The sequence below is a fragment of the Maribacter dokdonensis DSW-8 genome, from assembly GCF_001447995.1.
Taxonomy (GTDB): domain Bacteria; phylum Bacteroidota; class Bacteroidia; order Flavobacteriales; family Flavobacteriaceae; genus Maribacter; species Maribacter dokdonensis.
Map to the genome: position 1 here is coordinate 458797 of NZ_LDPE01000001.1, position 18376 is coordinate 477172.

18 protein-coding genes are annotated in these 18376 nt (G+C 36.1%); 4 read left to right on the forward strand and 14 right to left on the reverse strand.

Annotated elements, in window-relative coordinates; genetic code table 11:
* Positions 1-3 precede the first annotated feature (3 nt).
* The 6 genes from I600_RS02110 to I600_RS02135 all read right to left on the reverse strand — a co-directional run bounded on the left by I600_RS02110 (position 4) and on the right by I600_RS02135 (position 9479).
* A complete protein-coding gene (locus I600_RS02110; RefSeq protein ID WP_058102854.1) occupies positions 4-2514 on the reverse strand; it encodes a heavy metal translocating P-type ATPase in 2511 nt (836 codons plus the stop codon).
* A 237-nt stretch (positions 2515-2751) separates the two neighbouring features.
* A complete protein-coding gene (locus I600_RS02115; protein ID WP_058102855.1) occupies positions 2752-3336 on the reverse strand; it encodes a DUF3347 domain-containing protein in 585 nt (194 codons plus the stop codon).
* A 67-nt stretch (positions 3337-3403) separates the two neighbouring features.
* Positions 3404-3970 (reverse strand): helix-turn-helix domain-containing protein, encoded by a 567-nt coding sequence (locus I600_RS02120; protein ID WP_058102856.1) that lies wholly within the window; start codon positions 3968-3970, stop codon positions 3404-3406.
* A 3-nt stretch (positions 3971-3973) separates the two neighbouring features.
* Entirely contained in the window at positions 3974-5191 is a 1218-nt protein-coding gene (locus tag I600_RS02125; RefSeq protein WP_058102857.1) for a TolC family protein, read from the reverse strand.
* On the reverse strand, positions 5188-8940 hold the full coding sequence (locus tag I600_RS02130) for an efflux RND transporter permease subunit (RefSeq protein ID WP_058102858.1): 3753 nt from the start codon (positions 8938-8940) through the stop codon (positions 5188-5190). Before I600_RS02130 ends, I600_RS02125 begins: the two co-directional genes overlap by 4 nt.
* A 125-nt stretch (positions 8941-9065) precedes the next feature.
* Complete coding sequence (locus I600_RS02135; RefSeq protein WP_058102859.1) at positions 9066-9479, reverse strand: HYC_CC_PP family protein; 414 nt, start codon at positions 9477-9479, stop codon at positions 9066-9068.
* Positions 9480-10013: 534 nt separating this feature from the next.
* Between I600_RS02135 and I600_RS02140 the strand changes: the two genes are divergently transcribed.
* Positions 10014-10484, forward strand: a complete 471-nt coding sequence (locus I600_RS02140) for an FKBP-type peptidyl-prolyl cis-trans isomerase (RefSeq protein ID WP_058102860.1) — start codon at positions 10014-10016, stop codon at positions 10482-10484.
* Here the strand turns inward: I600_RS02140 and I600_RS02145 are convergent.
* The 3 genes from I600_RS02145 to I600_RS02155 form a co-directional block, all read right to left on the reverse strand.
* The gene (locus tag I600_RS02145; RefSeq protein ID WP_058102861.1) at positions 10477-11718 is read right to left on the reverse strand and encodes a hypothetical protein; all 1242 of its coding nucleotides are present in this window, start codon (positions 11716-11718) and stop codon (positions 10477-10479) included. The two genes, I600_RS02140 and I600_RS02145, sit on opposite strands and share 8 nt — an antisense overlap.
* The gene (locus I600_RS02150) at positions 11718-12227 is read right to left on the reverse strand and encodes a TlpA family protein disulfide reductase (protein WP_245188830.1); all 510 of its coding nucleotides are present in this window, start codon (positions 12225-12227) and stop codon (positions 11718-11720) included. The genes I600_RS02145 and I600_RS02150 overlap by 1 nt, the downstream gene beginning before the upstream one ends.
* A gap of 94 nt (positions 12228-12321) precedes the next feature.
* Positions 12322-12750, reverse strand: coding sequence for an FKBP-type peptidyl-prolyl cis-trans isomerase (locus I600_RS02155; protein WP_058102862.1), 429 nt, complete (start codon positions 12748-12750; stop codon positions 12322-12324).
* A 261-nt stretch (positions 12751-13011) separates the two neighbouring features.
* Here I600_RS02155 and I600_RS02160 point away from each other — a divergent pair, with 261 nt between their 5' ends.
* Complete coding sequence (locus tag I600_RS02160; protein ID WP_058102863.1) at positions 13012-14520, forward strand: TolB family protein; 1509 nt, start codon at positions 13012-13014, stop codon at positions 14518-14520.
* Positions 14521-14548: 28 nt separating this feature from the next.
* Here the strand turns inward: I600_RS02160 and I600_RS02165 are convergent, their stop codons facing one another.
* The 3 genes from I600_RS02165 to I600_RS02175 all read right to left on the reverse strand — a co-directional run bounded on the left by I600_RS02165 (position 14549) and on the right by I600_RS02175 (position 15926).
* A complete protein-coding gene (locus tag I600_RS02165; RefSeq protein ID WP_082642872.1) occupies positions 14549-15094 on the reverse strand; it encodes a DUF4251 domain-containing protein in 546 nt (181 codons plus the stop codon).
* Positions 15095-15149: 55 nt separating this feature from the next.
* Entirely contained in the window at positions 15150-15422 is a 273-nt protein-coding gene (locus I600_RS02170; protein ID WP_091603929.1) for a hypothetical protein, read from the reverse strand.
* Between the two features lie 171 nt (positions 15423-15593).
* The gene (locus I600_RS02175; protein WP_058102866.1) at positions 15594-15926 is read right to left on the reverse strand and encodes a hypothetical protein; all 333 of its coding nucleotides are present in this window, start codon (positions 15924-15926) and stop codon (positions 15594-15596) included.
* A gap of 232 nt (positions 15927-16158) precedes the next feature.
* Here I600_RS02175 and I600_RS02180 point away from each other — a divergent pair, with 232 nt between their 5' ends.
* A complete protein-coding gene (locus I600_RS02180) occupies positions 16159-16461 on the forward strand; it encodes an HPF/RaiA family ribosome-associated protein (protein ID WP_058102867.1) in 303 nt (100 codons plus the stop codon).
* A 24-nt stretch (positions 16462-16485) separates the two neighbouring features.
* On the opposite strand, the gene I600_RS02185 is transcribed toward I600_RS02180, so the two are convergent.
* Positions 16486-16815: a hypothetical protein gene (locus I600_RS02185; RefSeq protein ID WP_071342334.1), complete on the reverse strand. Its 330-nt coding sequence runs from the start codon at positions 16813-16815 to the stop codon at positions 16486-16488.
* Positions 16816-17123: 308 nt separating this feature from the next.
* Here I600_RS02185 and I600_RS02190 point away from each other — a divergent pair, with 308 nt between their 5' ends.
* Complete coding sequence (locus I600_RS02190; protein WP_058102869.1) at positions 17124-18083, forward strand: TerC family protein; 960 nt, start codon at positions 17124-17126, stop codon at positions 18081-18083.
* Between the two features lie 5 nt (positions 18084-18088).
* Here I600_RS02190 and I600_RS02195 read toward each other — a convergent pair whose 3' ends face one another.
* On the reverse strand, positions 18089-18340 hold the full coding sequence (locus I600_RS02195) for an acyl carrier protein (RefSeq protein ID WP_058102870.1): 252 nt from the start codon (positions 18338-18340) through the stop codon (positions 18089-18091).
* Positions 18341-18376 lie beyond the last annotated feature (36 nt).

Sequence of the window (18376 nt, forward strand, 5' to 3'; positions counted from 1 at the left end):
ATATCAATCTAAATCCGAACCTCTTAACCTTAATGAATTTGCAATTACCGATACAGAACTAAAACTCATTGCCAAAGCCGCGATCATAGGCGACAACAGTATGCCAAAAAATGGGAATAACACTCCCGCAGCTATAGGCACACCAAGTGTATTATAGATCAGAGCAAAAAAGAGATTCTGTTTTATGTTCTGCATAACTTTATGACTAAGGTTTCTAGCTTTTACAATACCATGTAAATCTCCTTTTACCAATGTGATCATGGCACTTTCAATAGCAACATCCGTTCCTGTGCCCATGGCAATACCTACATCACTTTTAGCCAAGGCAGGAGCATCATTAATACCATCACCGGCCATAGCCACAACCCTACCCTGCTCTTGCAATTTTTCAACTTCATTGAGCTTATTCTCGGGTAACATTTCAGCTTTAAAATCGGTAAGGTTCAATTCACCGGCAACAGCTTGTGCCGTATTGTGGTTATCACCGGTTAACATTATCACCTCTATGCCTTTATCCTGTAGTTCTTTAATGGCCTTTGCACTAGAGGATTTAATTTTATCACCAATAACAACATACCCGACTACTTCTTCATTTACCGCTAAATATGAAACTGTTTTACCTTGCTTTTGATGGTCTTGAACTTCTGATTGCATTTGTGACGATACCGATGCATTTGCATATTCCATCATTTTAGCATTGCCTAAATAGAGAGACTTACCGTCTACACTACCCTCTACCCCTTTACCTGTTACGGAATTGAACTGTTCTGTTTTAGATATCTCTACCTGTTTCTCTTTTCCATACTTTACCGTGGCTTGGGCCAGTGGATGCTCGCTGGAGTTGTTCAGAGATGCAATTAGATGTAAAATCTCATTCTCAGTATAATCTTTAGAGAAAACCCCTATTTTATCAACAGTTGGTTTTCCTTCTGTTATGGTACCTGTTTTATCAACAATAAGTGTATTTACCTTATCCATTTTCTCAAGTGCTTCAGCATTTTTAATGAGTACCCCGTTTTGAGCTCCTTTACCAACACCGACCATTACTGACATGGGCGTGGCCAACCCTAAAGCACAGGGACAAGCAATTATTAAAACCGCTATTGCATTGACCAAGGCATAAACATACGCAGGATCAGGACCCCAGATCGCCCATACTACAAATGTTATTAGGGAAACAAGGACAACCACCGGTACAAAATACCCGGAAACGGTATCGGCCAACTTTTGTATAGGCGCACGACTACGGCTAGCATCGTTCACCATATGGATAATTTGAGATAAAAGGGTATCACTGCCTACCTTTTCCGCCTGCATTAAGAAAGATTGGTTTCCGTTTATGGTTCCACTATTAACATCATCACCAATGGTTTTATTTACCGGTATAGGTTCACCGGAGATCATGGACTCGTCCACAGTAGTGTCTCCTTCAGTAATCTTACCATCTACGGGAATTTTATCACCTGGCTTAACTCGTAAAACATCTCCTTTTTCAATGGTATCTATAGCTACTTCTTCCTCTTTGCCATCCACAACTTTTATGGCTTTATTTGGGGCAAGTTTCAATAGTTCCTTTACCGCAGAATTTGTTTTGCTATGTGCCCTGGCCTCTAATACCTGACCCATTAATACCAACGTCAATATCACCGTTGCGGCTTCAAAGTACACATGCACTGCACCGGATTCCGTTTTAAATTGTGCTGGAAAAAAATCTGGAAACAACATACCAAAGACACTAAAAAGCCATGCGACACCGGCACCGATACCAATTAAGGTAAACATATTAAGATTCCATGTCCTTATACTTCTAAACGCTCTTTCAAAGAACATGCGCGTAGCATAGAACACCACCGGAATTGATAAGGCAAACTGAATCCAGTTCCATAGTTTCTGGGGCATAACCTTATATAATGGGTTATCCGGAATCATTTCGCTCATAGCAATAATGAATATGGGCAAGGTAAATGCTAATGCGATCCAGAATTTTTTGAGCAATTTCTTATAGGTTTTCTCTTCTGCAGGACTATCAGCCTCCATAGGAACCAAATCCATACCACATATAGGACATGAGCCCGCTTCATCTTTAACTATTTCTGGGTGCATAGGACAAGTCCACTGTTCTGATGATGTAGAAGAGAGGTTCTGTTCTTCAACCAGATCCATACCACAAACCGGGCAATCACCCGGCTTATCATAAGTTTTATCACCTTCACAATGCATGGGACAATAAAAGGTGCCGTTGCCCTTCTTTGATTTCTTTACATGGTTATCTTTCTTAGATACATCCTTATTAAAGTCTTCACTAGAACCATGAATAGAATATGTACCGCCTTCTTTCTTCAGCACGTTCTGAAAAGTCTCTATTGGAATATGCGATTGCATTTCAATAGTTGCCTCCGCTTTTTCTAAATCTACAGATGCATTGGTAACACCATCAACTTTTGAAAGTGTTTGCTCAACATGACTTCGGCATCCGTTACATGTCATTCCGTGTATGTGATAAACGTGTTTCATAATGCACTTTAGTTTAATTTCTTAATCATAAGGTGTAGCATAGAAAACCGATTCTATAACGCCTTACTTGGACTACCATAAATTCAACAATTAATAGGGAACAGCTTAACCTGAACCGAAAAATAATTGCTATTAAACCTTAAAAAATGCCTGATACGGAAGTGATTAAACACTAACCATTAACATAAGAAATACACTTCCTGTACCAGGACTTTATTCTTTACTATCTTTTTAAACTTAGTTGATTTCCCTCTGTACCGTACCACATCTCAGCATAGAGCTGCCATAATAAGGGTTTAATACAGCTTTCTCTGTGCTTAACCAAGCCGTACCACCATCGTACATTGGACAATACTGCTCATATACCGTACTTTCACTACCTGTAATAGCAATCATATCAGTAATAATTACACTTAAATATTTAAAGTGTTCCCGTTGACTATCTAAATCACTACTTGAAATTTCTACCGCATATTCTTGAGCATCTTCAGCTATGGCAGCTAAGGTTTCTTGTTGACTATCCGTATAAGAAGACTTATTTAGATTACCCAATGAGGCTGCAAGTACACCGCCCAATTTTTTAGCAGTATTGTTATCATCTTCAGCCAATGCATTCTTTAAATTAAAATAATCTTCAAGTACACTTTCTGAACTTACATTCTGTTCACTGCCCATAGTCCCTGTTTCATCCAAAACCTCTTGCTTTTCTACACTTTCTTTAGCCGATGGTGTTGACTTTTTATTGGTTTCTTTGCATGATACTGATAGCATCAAAACAGTAACAAATACCACTGATCCTATATTTCTTTTAGTTGTTTTCATCGTATTAGTTTTAATTTCAAATTTATTATCTCGTTAAAAAGTTTTGTGTCATAATTATGGTTCTTATCTACGTAATTCCGTCTAAGGTGTTTCTTCTATTCAACTGATTGTTTTTATATTCCGTTAAACTCATACCTGTTTCTTTCTTAAAAAGCCTACTTAAATGATTTACATTGCTATAATCAAGTAATTGTGAAATTTCGGTAAAGTTGTATTCTTGCAATTGTACCAATTCTTTCACCTTTTCCAGCTTAAGTTTTATAAAGTACTTTTCAATAGTAACATTTTCATTCACGGAAAATATCTTACTGATTTTTGAATACTCCAAGCCCATTAAACCCTCTAAATACTTAGACAGTGCATGTTCTAAATGAAACGGTAATATTTGTAACAACTTAATGAGTTCAATTTTTATTTGTTCTACCAATCGTTGCTCTTGACCAAGTAATATTTCAAAACCATTTTGCTCTAATGCCGATTGTATATTTACAAAGTCATCATTAGAACTTTCTGTATAAGTAATTGAACCTAACTCAATGTTTTTCAATGTAATACCTAACTTTTTAATTTCACTTCTAATGACTTTAATACAGCGACTACACACCATATTCTTTACAAATAATTTCTTGTCCATAGCCTAGTCTATTAAGTAATTAATAATTGCCGATTGCAGGTAGTATTGCTGAATAGATGCTATTTGATTCAACTCAAATTTGAGCTGTAGTTCCTGTATGTCCAAAACATCATTAAAGTCAATTGTGCCGGTCTCGTAATTGGCAATTAGAATTTGCTCGGCATCTTTGGCCTGGGCTACATTTTTACTTTGAATGTTGTAGGCTATTCTAGCTTGGTTACGTTCTGATATCGCTTTTGCAAAAGCAGACTCCAATACATTAAGGCGACTATTCTTTTGAAATTCTATTTCTTGTTTTCGTAATTCATTTTGCTTGGAAATAGATTTATACCTTTGATTAAAAATGGGCACTGAAACTGAAACCATGGGCATTAAAATATCTTTGCCATTGTCATCTAAGTCCATATCGGTACGTTCGCTAACCGGCAAATAATCTATACCAAACCCAATTGCAGGTGCACTTTCACGCTGGTTAAGCAATTCTGATTTTACAACAGACTCATAAAGTTTATCATATTTTAATAGCTCTGGGTTAAGGGCAAGTTTTTCTGTATCTATACCAAAATCTTCATTGGGAATTTCCAATAAGGCAACTATTTCCACAGCTGAATTTTCTTCTCTATTGCGTAAAATATTGAAGGCTGCCCGTTCAGAAATAAAAGCTTCTTCTAGTATTTCTATTTGCTGTTGTAGCTCATTCTGGCGAATCTGTAATCGTAAAACATCTACCGCAGAAGCCTTTCCCACTTGTACCGAGGTCAATGCCAGGCGCTCATAGGTTTGTAGTAGTTGAATATTTTGTTCAAGTATTCCTTGCTTTGAACGAATTAGAAATAACTCATAATATGATCGGGATACCGATAGCGCCAATTTTCTTTTTGCGATAACGATTTCCACATACTCCGAATCTGCCATTGAGGTAGCGTAATTTTCACGGGCGGTAATTGTACCAAACCATGGCAACATTTGTTTTACCCCTATCCTTGCACGTTGTGCGCCAACCCTAGTTTCCGGTTCACTTACAAAATAGCCGGCACTTATTTCCGTATTAGGAATCCAAGCCGCCTCATTTACTTTTTCATCCGCAATTTGATATCTTAATTCCAGAGATTGAATCTCAGGATTATTTTCAACCGCTTCTTCTATATACTTTTGAACATGTTGTGCTTTTACGGAAAGAACAACAAACCAAAAACAGATATTTAGTATACTATTTTTCATCTGTTTAATTTTTTAAGTTGATATTCTTTTTTCCAGCTAAACAATACCGGAACTAAAAAGTATGAAGTGATATCTATAATCATTCCTCCAAATATTGGAATTGCCATAGGTATCATAATATCACTACCTTTTCCTGTGGATGTCAATACCGGTAGCAATGCCAATATTGTGGTTACGGTAGTCATTAAACAAGGACGAATACGTTTACCTGCAGCTTCTAAAGTTGCTTTTCTAATTCCGGTCTTATCCGTAGGTTTCTCACTATCAAATGTCTGGGTCAAATAGGTTGCCATGACCACGCCGTCATCTGTAGCAATACCGAACAAGGCAATAAAACCAACCCAAACGGCCACACTTAAGTTAATGGTCTTCATATTAAAAAGTGTGCGCAGATTTTCACCGAACAAGCTAAAATTGAAAAACCAATCTTGTCCGTAAAGCCAGATCATTACAAACCCGCCGGCAAAAGCAACTGCTATACCCGTAAACACCATTAAGGATGTGGTTACCGACCTGAATTGAAAATATAAGATCAAGAAAATGATCAATAATGCCATGGGCACCACAATAGAAAGGGTTTTCTCTGCTCTTAGTTGGTTTTCGTAAGTTCCCGTAAAGCGATAGCTTATACCTTGAGGTACCGTTAAGCTGCCTTCTTCAATTTTCTTATCAATTAAAGCTTGGGCACTCTCAACAACATTTACTTCGGCAAAACCATCTAATTTATCAAACAATACATAGCCTATTAAAAAAGTATCTTCACTTTTAATTACTTGCGGACCCTGTTCATACCTAATTGTAACTAGATCATCCAAGGGTACTTGAGACCCATTTTTTACAGGAACATATATGTTCTTTAAATCATCGGGATTGGACCTTAATTCCCTAGGGTAACGAACCCTTACCCCGTAACGCTCCCTTCCTTCAACGGTCTGTGTTAATGGCATACCCCCAACGGCAACCTGCAACACCTCTTGCACATCCATAATAGAAAGTCCATAACGCGCTAGCTGATCACGTTTAATATCAATTAGCAGGTATGGTTTACCAACAATACGATCTGCAAATACAGCTTGCTTTTTGACCCCATCTACTTCTTTTAAAATAGATTCCAATTGCAGCCCAAAATTCTCTATGGTTTTAAGATCAGGACCTTTCACCTTAATACCCATTGGAGCACGCATACCGGTCTGCAGCATTACAAGCCTGGTCTCTATAGGTTGTAATTTTGGGGCAGAAGTCACACCTGGAAATTTGGTCACTTTAACGATCTCGTTCCAAATATCATCTGGACTGTTAATTTCGGGGCGCCAATTTCTATAATATAATCCGTCTTCATCCGCTATCAGATCTTTATTTGTAGCAGTTGTCTTAAGCTGTGAAGCTTTGTAACTGGCGTCTTCATTAATCTGGTTATTCGGGTTAATGACAAACTGACCATTTTTGAGAACGAACAAGCCATCATTATTTACTTTGTAACGTTGTCTATCACCATTACTATTCCGCATATATTCAGACTTATACTGAATCATATTTTCATACATGGATAGCGGAGCTGGATCAAGTGCAGATTCCGTTCTACCAGACTTACCTACCACCGTCTCTATCTCAGGAATACCGGCAACGGCCATATCTAACTGCTGCAATACACGCTTATTCTCTTCTACACCGGCATGCGGCAAAGAAGTGGGCATTAAGAGGAAAGAACCTTCATTAAGTGCCGGCATAAATTCCTTACCCGTATTTTTCATGATCAAGAACCCCAATAGCAAAACAGTAGTGGGAATCGTTAAAAAGAGCAAACGATTTTTTAGTGCCCAACGTAGAATTTGATCATAATATCTTCTAAAAACTGCAAAAACCCCCAAAAGACCAAAGCAAATAATGGAGACAAAAATCAAGTTCAAAATAATACTTCGATCAAAACCAAGTGGTCTCCAATACGTTGCCAATAACATTACGATTGCTAAAGTAGAAACACCTATATTGATAAGATTTTCTTGGCTTGTAGAGATAAATGATTTCAACTTTAAAAAAGCAATTATCCCAAAGGCAACTAACAGCAATCCTAACCAAAAACCATATATAACTGCAGTGATACCCAGTATTACGAAAAGACCGTTTACAACATAGGCCGTACCTTTTTTTATATTTCTTTTTCTGAAAAGAAATGCGGCAATGGGCGGTATTAAGAAAAGTGCAATAACCAGTGATGCCGTTAATGCCATGGTTTTTGTAAATGCCAATGGCCTAAAAAGTTTTCCCTCTGCCCCTATCATGGTAAATACAGGCAAAAAGCTAATGATAGTGGTTAAAACTGCCGTTAGTATGGCTCCAGAAACTTCTGAAGTGGCATTATAAATAATTTCATTGGTAGTGTATTCCTCCCCATTGGCATTAAGGCGTAGTTTATCGTCCTCTTGATGTCTTATCATATTCTCCGCTAGGATTACACCTACATCTACCATAGTGCCAATAGCGATAGCTATTCCCGATAAGGCCACAATGTTAGCGTCTACATTAAATAGTTTCATTGCTATGAAAACCATTAATACGGCAACGGGCAATAATCCCGATATTAGGATAGATGCACGCAGATTATATACCATTACGATAATTACAAGAATGGTTATAAGAATCTCTAGGGTAAGCGCCTCATCCAAAGTATGCAAGGTTTCTTGAATAAGTTCCGTACGGTCATAAAACGGTACTATGGTCAATTGAGATGTACGACCGTCTTTTAATATTTTTGAAGGCAAACCAGAAGATATCTCTGTAATTTGTTCCTTTACATTGTTTATTACCTCTAACGGATTGGCGCCATACCTAGCCACTACAACTCCACCAACAACTTCTGCACCTTCCTTATCTAAAATACCTCTTCTAGTTTGTGGCCCCAAGTGAACGTTAGCTACATCCTTAACACGTATTGAAACAAAATCCTTTGAGGTAACTACGGCATTCTCTATATCTGCAATTGATTTTACATAGCCTAAACCTCTAACCAGATATTCCGCCTGGTTCATCTCTAAGGTTTGCACTCCAATATCCTGATTGGACTCCTTCACCGCTTTAACTACATCTCCCAATCCAATACCGTACTGCCTCATTTTTTCAGGCTCCACATCAATTTGATATTCCTGTACATACCCACCAATAGAAGCTACTTCAGATACTCCGCCAGCCGAGGCAAGACCGTACTTTACATAATAATCTTGTATGCTACGTAATTCTTGTAAATCCCATCCACCAGTTACATTGCCATCTTTATCACGCCCTTCTAAAGTGTACCAATAAATTTGTCCTAAACCTGTGGCATCTGGACCTAGAGTGGGATTTACTCCGTCCGGTAGCAGACCACTAGGTAGTGAATTTAGTTTTTCAAGAATTCTACTCCGTGTCCAGTAAAATTCAACATTTTCCTCAAAAATGATATATATACTGGAAAATCCGAACATAGATGAGCTACGGATAGTCTTAACCCCCGGTATACCCAATAGGGTTGTCGTTAATGGATAGGTAATTTGGTCCTCAATATCTTGAGGAGATCTACCTTCCCATTTACTAAAAACAATCTGTTGGTTTTCGCCAATGTCGGGAATGGCATCTACTGCTACCGGATTAGAAGGTAAAATACCCGTATTCCAATTAAAAGGAGTGCTTACAATACCCCAACATACAAACAAGACCAGTAACAATACAGCAACCAACTTGTTCTCTATGAGAAATTTAATGCTCTTATTTAGCATATATCATTGATATTAAATAGTTGAATTAAAAGTTTAGATGTTAAAACAATAACAAACAAAACATGCCCAAAACAGGTATCTTGTAGGGCTCAATTTCCGATCAAAAACCGGAACTATTTAATAAATCAAATTAAAAACGTCTGGTGCAGCACTTGCACATTCTGTTTGACAAACGGAGGGGAATAATCTTTATAGGAAAATTCATTAGAATCAATTCCTTGAAAAAGATTGATGTAAGAATACGTGAATGTAGCCACAAAAACCTGTTGATCAAAAGATAATTGATCAAATGATACTTTCATGCTTTCTGCTCCTTCAACATTCAATTGAGTATCTGTACAGCAAGATTTTTCGGTTATAGTGGTGTTCTCACAATCGGTTTTAACTTTTTCCATACCGCAAGTTTTCACTTGCTCCATGATAGAAAAATCAACCAACATATCTCCACAATAATGCATATCTACACTAAATGACATTGTAGATAAAAGCACTACAACTGCCATAACAACAGAGATAAATTTGTGAGCTAACATTTTCATTACATGCAAAATTACTAATTATCTTAATACAAAGGTGCTATTTTGCTAATTCTAATGATTTTATCCATCATAAAACAATCCAAATTAATCATTCACCATCTAAACAAATAGATGAACATCAACATTTTCTTCAGAAACAGTAAAAGTAAATTCATTACTATCTCAAGACCGTTCAACAAGGAAAAAAGAAAAAATTAGGATCAATAAAATAAAAACTTTATTTTAGTACCATAATTTAATAAGCGTGACAACGAAACCAAATTTTGTTCTCCTTTCTGAAAACAACACCTACTACGTAGAATACCTAATTGGGCATCTTGTTTTAGCCAACAGTATTACAGAAGCTGTTATTTTTGAGTCGCAATCCCAAGCACTTAAATTTCAAAAATACTTATATAAGCATTGTAGTGTAAGGTTCTCTGTGAACACCTTTATTGCCTAAAAGTTTAAGTTTATCATTTTTAAAATGGGTTAATTACTTCTTAAAGAGAAAAAGTATAATCAACCTAGAACGTATCTTACCTTAAAAAACATATGAAATATATTACCTGCTTTTTTATTTTTACCGCATTGGTTTCTTGCAAGTTATCGGATGATACCAATCCTATAGTTGTTGAACCAATTGATTATACTGAAATCAACGAAGAGCAAATTAATACGTATTTAGAAGATAATTTTCTTCAATCTCAAAAAACGGATTCTGGTCTACATTACATTATTGAAAACCAAGGAGAGGGCGCAAAACCTACAGCAACATCGAATGTAACCGTTGCTTACAAAGGATACTTACTTGATGGACGTGTTTTTGACCAAAATACGGATGGACTTACCATAGGATTAGACCAAGTGATTTCAGGGTGGACCGAGGGTATACCCTTATTTAATGAGGGAGGAAATGGCATATTACTTATACCGGCACACCTAGGTTATGGTAATTTTGATGTCAATGGAATACCAGGCGGTTCAGTATTAATATTTGAAGTTGAATTGATTTCGGTTAATTAAACGATAACGCTTCTACCTGCATTTTTACGGTTTTAACCTGGGTGACGGCTGCTTCCTGTTCCGTCCAAGCAAAGTACAAGGTCTCTTCCATAATTTCCATTTGAGGAAAACCGGATTTTCTAGAATCTACCATTTCGGTAATTACTTGTTGCTGAGATGTTTTCCCGTCCATAGTAATTGCCATTGCTTTGAACAATGCGGTCTTATCATTTGCTTCCATCCAACTCACAACAGCGGTTTCCTCATTTGCCCAAAGTACATCTACCCTACCCATTACCTTTCCCTCAACTATGGTAATAGGAGTTGAAAACTGAGCACCACCATCAGAGGAAAATACCAGTTGTACTTTTTGTTTGTTGCCCGCACCGGTAAACCAAGCTACGACCAAATTATTACCTAAAACATCAACTTTAGGACCGTTCACGGGGCATCCTTTAATCTGCCAATCATCTTCATGTATTACTTTAGGTGCCGACCACTCCCCGTTAACCTGACGAACTATACTTATATCACGAACTTCTTCATCTGATCGGTCCCTATAAATTACAATAGGGCCGTTATCGGTTATCGCGGAAGTTGTTTGGCAGCAATCGCAAGTCCTGTCATCTAATTCATATTCTTCAATTAGATTACCCGTTGCAGAAACTACACCACCACGCAGTGTCATTGCCCCGCGCTCCCCTACTTCCTTTGCTTCGGTATTTCTTCCATCTAGCCAATTCACAAAAAAATTGTTCTTATAAGGAACTATACTTACAAATCCATGTTCAGTGGGCGTGCCATCCGTATGCAAACGCAAATCTGTATTCCAATGTGTTTCTCCTTTTGGTTTCACGTTCATTTTAATATCATAAGAATACGTGCCAAGGCTAGATTTTTTTAAAACGTGAGACCAAAGGTTACCATTATTTTCAGAGATCATAGGATAATCTGCCCAATTCACGAACCAGTTTGTACCATTCAGTATATTTTCTGATTCTTGCCATTCACCATCCACTAATTCTGAATATTTTAAAGTGGTCAAAGTATCATCAACAGTTTCTACCCAAGACATTAAGGCAACATCTTTATTTACCATGATATGAGGTAAAGAGCTAGCCATGGCAGCAGGAGAAGTCATTTTTTGTACCAGTGGCAGTTGCTTATTGGGTTCCGGTTTAGTGGTTGAATTTTTGCACCCAAAACTGATACCTAAAACCAAAAATACAACAGCAGTACATATTAATTTACGCATTATTGAACAGCTCTAAGTTTTTCAATTATTTCTGGACTATCCCATTTTAAACCTCCATCAAAACGTAACACCTGATCACCTACTTCATTATAGATGAAGGTAGCCGGTAAGGCACTTACCCCTTTATTAGCATAGACACCATTAAATTTGATAAAATTCAGATTGAAGCCTCGTGCCTCTTTAAACTTTTCAATTTTTGCCACGGACTGGTCCGAAGCAAATAAGAATACATAATTTTCATTCTCTAATATAGCCTGTGCCTTTTCCATATCCGGCATTTCCGCTATACATGGCCTACACCACGTAGCCCAATAGTTTAAGAGAACGCGTTTGCCTTTATAATCGCTTAAGGAAATTGCATTGCCCTCCAAATCTTCATAGGTAGCAGTCAATTTCTTTTCAACTACACTACCTTCATTAACTGTTGCCTTTTGAGTGTTGGTGTTAACATCTTTACAACTTGCCATGGCAGTAGCCAAAACCATGATTACTAATGTTCTTAAATACATACCCAAATATAATATTATTAAGGTTCAAAACATTTAATATTGAACCAAAAAAAAACCGCCCTAATAGGCGGTTTTAATTTATTACCTAGTTTATTTATTTGATCTCAACAAGCTCTAGCTCAAAGGTCAAATCTTCACCGGCCAATGGATGATTTGCATCAACCACTATGTCATTTTCATTAACTTCTGCTACGCGCAATTGTCTTTCACTACCATCTGCATTAGTGGCCATTAAAGCCATATTTACTTTTGGCTCAATTTCCGCTGGTAATTCAGATTTTGGTACAGTTTGAAAAAGCTCTTTTTGCTTTTCCCCGTATGCATCTTCCTTAGCTATGACGATAGTCTTTTTCTCGTTAGGTTCCATATCCAACAAACCTTTTTCAAAACCGGGAATCAAACTACCTTGTCCTAATTTTACTTCAAGAGGTTCTCTGTCTACCGAACTATCAAATACCTGACCATCACTTAATTTTCCTGTGTAATGTACACGTACTTGACTATCTGCTTTTACTTTGCTCATACTATAAATTTCTACTATTTCACTTAATTAAGATACAAAGGTATTGTTCTTAGTAGGGAATAACGAAGATTATAGAAAAACCTTCCCTTTTTAGCCTCATCTTAACAAAAACAGCGTATAAAATCTTTAAACAGTAGGGAGATCGAATAAAAATCAACAAAAATTCAGCGAATAAAACTAGGCTTTTTACACCCTACTAAGTAAACAACTAAATTATTAGGTATATTTAGAAGACAATCAACCAACAATCAACTTATAATCATGAAATCGCTAATCTATCTATTTGCTTTCGTATTCACCTTTTTCTGTTCAATTCTACAAGCTCAAGAAACAATAGGAATTTTTGACAACCAAATAGGTATAGGCAGTCCTAGTTTGACCGGTTCTGCCAGTTATAATAAAAATGAACAGACTTATACCATAAATGGTGCTGGCAAAAATATGTGGTTTAACAACGATGAATTTCAATACCTCTGGACTACCATTCAAGGCGATTTTATTTTAAGAGCCACCATCAACTTTAAGGGAAAGGGCAAAGACCCGCACAGAAAAGCAGGATGGATTATAAAAAATGACCTAAAATCTAACACACCCCATGTTAATGCAAGTATTCATGGGGACGGATTAACTTCTTTACAATATCGAAGAATTATTGACGGACCTACCGAAGAAATTAAATCTAACGACGAATCACCTACTATAGTTCAGTTAGAAAGACGTGGCACTACGTACATAATGTCCACTGCTAAATTTGGAGAGGAATTTACACATGTTGAACTTAATGATGTGGCTTTGGACAAAGAAGTATACATAGGATTGTTCGTTTGTTCCCACAACCCTAAAGTATTGGAAACCGCAACTTTTAGCAATGTTAGGATTATTAAACCTATAAATAAAGATTTTCAACAATACCAAGATTATATTGGTAGCAACCTAGAGCTTATGGATGTTTCTACGGGACATCGGACCATAATTTACAAATCGGCTCACTCCATACAAGCGCCTAACTGGACTGTAGACGGTAAAAGGTTAATATATAATTCAAAAGGTCTATTATATAATTATGATCTAGACGCCAACGCTATAAGTATTCTCAACACAGGTTTTGCCACTAAAAATAATAATGACCATGTACTTAGTTTTGATGGTAAACTTTTAGGAATTAGCCATCATAACCCAGAGGACAATAATACTTCGTCTATTTATTATTTACCAAGCGAAGGAAGCAAAGAACCTATAAAAGTAACTAAGCCTGGTGTTGGTGCTTCTTATTTACATGGTTGGTCTCCAAACCAAAAAGAAATGCTGTTTACAGGAGAAAGAAATGGAGCATATAATATTTATTCAATTAACGTTAAATCTGGCAAAGAAGAGCAATTAACAAATTTTGAAACATTGGACGACGGTGCGGAATATAACAAAAACGGTAAGTATATATTTTTCAACTCAGCTCGTTCAGGCACAATGCAATTGTATAGAATGAAAGCAAATGGAAAAAAACAAACTCAATTAACTTTTGACGAATATAACGATTGGTTTCCTCATGTGAGTCCGGATCAAAAGTGGATTGTTTTTATTTCCTTCCCTAAAGATATTGATCCAGGGGAACATCCTTTTTACAAACATTGTATGCTAAGAATCATGCCAATAAATGGTGGAAAACCTAAAGTTTTAGCTCATATCTATGGAGGTCAAGGAACTATTAATGTACCTAGTTGGTCACCAGACAGTAAAAGAATTGCCTTCGTAACCAACACAGACAACTACTAAACTATTACTTTAAACACTAAAAGATAAATTATTTATTTTCAGTATTTAATATTTTAACATTACCATTATATTGAATAGTATTTCTATTGGTAGTATTTACATTTACCAAACAAGACTTGTTTGGAAATATATGCATAGTTATAGTATACCGATCCGTTTTGTTGCTTATTTGAAAGTTAATGATATACTTTTGTTTGTCTTCACTGAAAACTTGTTCGTATTCGCTGGGAACACTATTAAACTCAACCCCCTCCGCAATACCGTAAGTACCTCCAAATTGTCTTTCACCGTAGTAAGGCAAATTTGCGGAAACACTATCATTGAATACTTTTAAAAAATATCCATTACCATTTAAGTCTATTCTTGAAACACTATTACCAGGTGGTAAAAGTCCGCTGTTGGCAATAGCATTTAAACTTTGCGTAGCCATCGGACTAGCAGATTTAGCTGAAAACTCAAAATTCTTTGACGAAACTAAGGAATGTATTGGGTGCGCATCATCAATTAAGGTTTTAGATGATTTACAACTAAACATGATACAACAGATAAGTACAAATAAAAATGGTGCTTTCATAAGGTTTAACTTTACACACCCTAATCGCTACCAATTTTATGCCAAAGAGTGTAAATTAATCTTCAAATTCTTCTTCCTCGAACTCGGTATTCGCTAAAACCGATTTCTTAAAATTGACACTGTGGGACTCTTTGTACAATGCCTTTATCAATCGTTGACGTTTTCTATCTGAAATATCCAATGTATCAAGTGCCTTTATTTTTTGCTTTAAAGCTGCCCTTTGCAACATAACGGCAGTTTCATAATTAGGCTCAAACTGAAACATTATTGGTCCTTCATCTTCTTCATTAGGTTTTACAGAAGGCGTAGTGTTCTGTTGTGAGTACAACAAACTAGTACAAAAAAATGTGCAGCAAATAGCTAGCCGCATAAATAGTTTCATATCAATTTCATAAGTGTTCTACCTCTAAATTAAGAACAATTATTTTAAAATGTAAAGAAACCCAATAGTTAAAGAAAAATAATATTCAAATTTACCAATCACCTAAGAAATAAGCTTTTAAACGGTTTGTCTTGAATCAATACGCTTTCTAAATTTTAACGTGTACTCCATAAAATCGAATTCAAGTTCAGAAGTTTCCCTGATATGAAAATTGACCATGTTGTATTGTTCCGGCAATAGATCATTAGTAGACTTTAAATACTCAAGCAAACTTTTATTAACCTCTGAAAGCTTCTTAATCGTATTTTTTAAATGCACCTTGGTTTCAAACAATGCCATCGTTGTAGGTTCATACAAATATGAATCTACCCTAATTTTAAAATGTTGGATAGTGTTTTTACAACGTTCCAACTTACCTAAGCACTGAGATTTATCCTGTACATTTTCCATGGCGGTTGATTTAAAAGTAAAAATGTGGGAATTTTACTTCAATTTAAGATAAACACTTCATATTTGTACTATGTTTGTGTAAGTTTAACTTAATTTTAAAATGGAACCGAAACTGCTAACCTTATAAAAACAAAACAGTTAGCAAAACTTAATATTGACCTACCATATTATTAAGATATTTTTAATTGTGAAGCATTACCAAAATGAGTATCTTAAACTAAACTTATAGCCTATGAATATCAATTTTGAATACGACGATGTAAAAGCCAGTAATCGTTTAGAGATTATGGCAGCGCAAAAATTAGAGAAATTATTGGATAAGTATGATTTTATTGTAAGATCCGATGTTTTCTTCAAAAAAGAGAATACCTCTTCCCCCGACACAGGTATGGTTTGCAACATACGCTTAAGTGCACCGGGACCGCGATTATTTGCGCAATCCTCTTCAGCTAGTTTTGAAGCTTCCATAGCTTCTTCGATTGAGGATTTACACCGACAATTAGAAAAAAGAAAAGCAAAAATGCAGTCTCATTAGACTGCATTTTTTTTATACCACTTCCTATTCTTCAATTAACGTATATTCCGCGACCGCTTCTTTAATTTTTTCAGAGAAAGGATTTCGCTTTAATTCTAAAAGCAACCGTTTTCTTTTACGATCCGATATTTCAACAGAATCCAAGATTTCCTTTACACGATATTGATATGCGATACGACTTTGTTTCAATGCAATTCGTTCCGAAGCAGTTAAAACGTAATCGGATTCAAATTGATTTAACAAAGGGCGTTTGTTTACTTTTGCACTAACGCTATCTGAATTTTGTGCAACAGCAGTGTTCATCCCCAAAAAAAGGCACATGAAAACACCACCCCAAAGAGCTAGTTTTTTCATTTCATATAGTTGTTCTACCCTTAAAGTAGCAATTTTATTACTACCGGTCAAAAAACTAGAAACTTACTTGCACTTCATCGAAAGTATTGCTCGCTTTAACTGCAAAAGGTAATCTGCCAAGCTTTTTAGATACTTATGGCAAATAGGCTAAAAATATAGTCAAAAGATGTAATGCTTTTTAAACACAAATATCACCTTTGCAAAAACGATAAGGTATTTAAATAAATGATAATCAAGCATTAACGTTTTAAACAAATCACAGTGCTACTTTCCATTTTTTAATACCTTTGCAACTTCAAAAATTTTATATGATAGTCTGGATAGTCTTTATCGCATTTGTACTTGTATTTCTTGCCCTTGACCTAGGGGTATTCCACAAGAACGAACATGTAATCAAATCTAAGGAGGCAGGCATCTGGACCGCTATATGGGTAACCGTTGCCCTAGCATTTAGTGGTGTTATTTATTGGCTCTTCAATGCGGAAATTATTGACAACCCAACTGCACTTACGCCAAATGACGCCGTTTTAAAATATATAACGGGTTATCTCATTGAGCTTTCACTTAGTGTGGACAATGTATTTGTAATCGCCGTTATTTTTTCATCCTTTAAAATTCCGCCTTTATACCAACACCGTGTGTTATTTTGGGGAATTCTAGGGGCAATCGTATTTAGAGCATTAATGATTTTATTTGGTGTTGCATTAATAACCAAATTCGAATGGATCATTTATGTTTTTGGAGTATTCTTATTGTATACCGCATTTAAAATGCTAAAGGGCGATGACGATAATTTTGACCCAAAAAATTCTTTTGTCTTTAAACAAATAAAGAAGATTTACCCCGTAACGACGACTATGCATGGTCACGATTTCTTTGTTAAACGAATGGGGCTCAATGCTGCTACACCGCTTTTTGTTGCATTAATAGTGATCGAATTGACAGATATTCTTTTTGCACTTGATAGTATACCTGCCATATTAGCAATAACAGCTGACCCGTTTATTGTATTCAGCTCTAACATACTTGCTATTTTAGGTTTACGTTCTATGTATTTTTTAATATCCAGAATGCTAGAAAAATTCAGGTACATCAATTATAGCTTAGTGGTTATTTTAGCTTTCGTAGGTCTAAAAATGCTTTTCTCTCATTATGTTCATTTACCGGAATGGGTCTCGCTGACCGTAATTTCGGTAGCACTGATTTCCGGTATTCTTGCATCTACTCTAATTAAGGATAAGAACAAGGAACACGGTACCGAGAGCTAACATTATTATGTATTTAATTTTGCATCTATAATAGCAACGGCATCATTAACGGTCTGCATGTTTTCCATATCCTCGTTCTCTAACCGGATATCAAAAGCATCCTCCACATCCAACACAATATCTACCAAGTTGGCAGAGTTGATATTTAAGTCGTTCATCAGATGGCTATCTTCTGAAATATCAGAAAACGCTACGTCTTCGGGAAGGTAGACTTTGATAATATTTTTTAATTTTTGATACTTTTCTTCTTTTTGCATACTACTATTCAATTTTTAATACTATTCGGTATAAAC

What these genes read in the sequence shown, in the direction of transcription:
- I600_RS02110 (WP_058102854.1), bottom strand. Translation starts at nt 2,514, where the DNA reads ATGAAACACGTTTATCACATACACGGAATGACATGTAACGGATGCCGA.
- I600_RS02115 (WP_058102855.1), bottom strand. Translation starts at nt 3,336, where the DNA reads ATGAAAACAACTAAAAGAAATATAGGATCAGTGGTATTTGTTACTGTT.
- I600_RS02120 (WP_058102856.1), bottom strand. Translation starts at nt 3,970, where the DNA reads ATGGACAAGAAATTATTTGTAAAGAATATGGTGTGTAGTCGCTGTATT.
- I600_RS02125 (WP_058102857.1), bottom strand. Translation starts at nt 5,191, where the DNA reads ATGAAAAATAGTATACTAAATATCTGTTTTTGGTTTGTTGTTCTTTCC.
- I600_RS02130 (WP_058102858.1), bottom strand. Translation starts at nt 8,940, where the DNA reads ATGCTAAATAAGAGCATTAAATTTCTCATAGAGAACAAGTTGGTTGCT.
- I600_RS02135 (WP_058102859.1), bottom strand. Translation starts at nt 9,479, where the DNA reads ATGAAAATGTTAGCTCACAAATTTATCTCTGTTGTTATGGCAGTTGTA.
- I600_RS02140 (WP_058102860.1), top strand. Translation starts at nt 10,014, where the DNA reads ATGAAATATATTACCTGCTTTTTTATTTTTACCGCATTGGTTTCTTGC.
- I600_RS02145 (WP_058102861.1), bottom strand. Translation starts at nt 11,718, where the DNA reads ATGCGTAAATTAATATGTACTGCTGTTGTATTTTTGGTTTTAGGTATC.
- I600_RS02150 (WP_245188830.1), bottom strand. Translation starts at nt 12,227, where the DNA reads ATGTATTTAAGAACATTAGTAATCATGGTTTTGGCTACTGCCATGGCA.
- I600_RS02155 (WP_058102862.1), bottom strand. Translation starts at nt 12,750, where the DNA reads ATGAGCAAAGTAAAAGCAGATAGTCAAGTACGTGTACATTACACAGGA.
- I600_RS02160 (WP_058102863.1), top strand. Translation starts at nt 13,012, where the DNA reads ATGAAATCGCTAATCTATCTATTTGCTTTCGTATTCACCTTTTTCTGT.
- I600_RS02165 (WP_082642872.1), bottom strand. Translation starts at nt 15,094, where the DNA reads ATGAAAGCACCATTTTTATTTGTACTTATCTGTTGTATCATGTTTAGT.
- I600_RS02175 (WP_058102866.1), bottom strand. Translation starts at nt 15,926, where the DNA reads ATGGAAAATGTACAGGATAAATCTCAGTGCTTAGGTAAGTTGGAACGT.
- I600_RS02180 (WP_058102867.1), top strand. Translation starts at nt 16,159, where the DNA reads ATGAATATCAATTTTGAATACGACGATGTAAAAGCCAGTAATCGTTTA.
- I600_RS02185 (WP_071342334.1), bottom strand. Translation starts at nt 16,815, where the DNA reads ATGAAAAAACTAGCTCTTTGGGGTGGTGTTTTCATGTGCCTTTTTTTG.
- I600_RS02190 (WP_058102869.1), top strand. Translation starts at nt 17,124, where the DNA reads ATGATAGTCTGGATAGTCTTTATCGCATTTGTACTTGTATTTCTTGCC.
- I600_RS02195 (WP_058102870.1), bottom strand. Translation starts at nt 18,340, where the DNA reads ATGCAAAAAGAAGAAAAGTATCAAAAATTAAAAAATATTATCAAAGTC.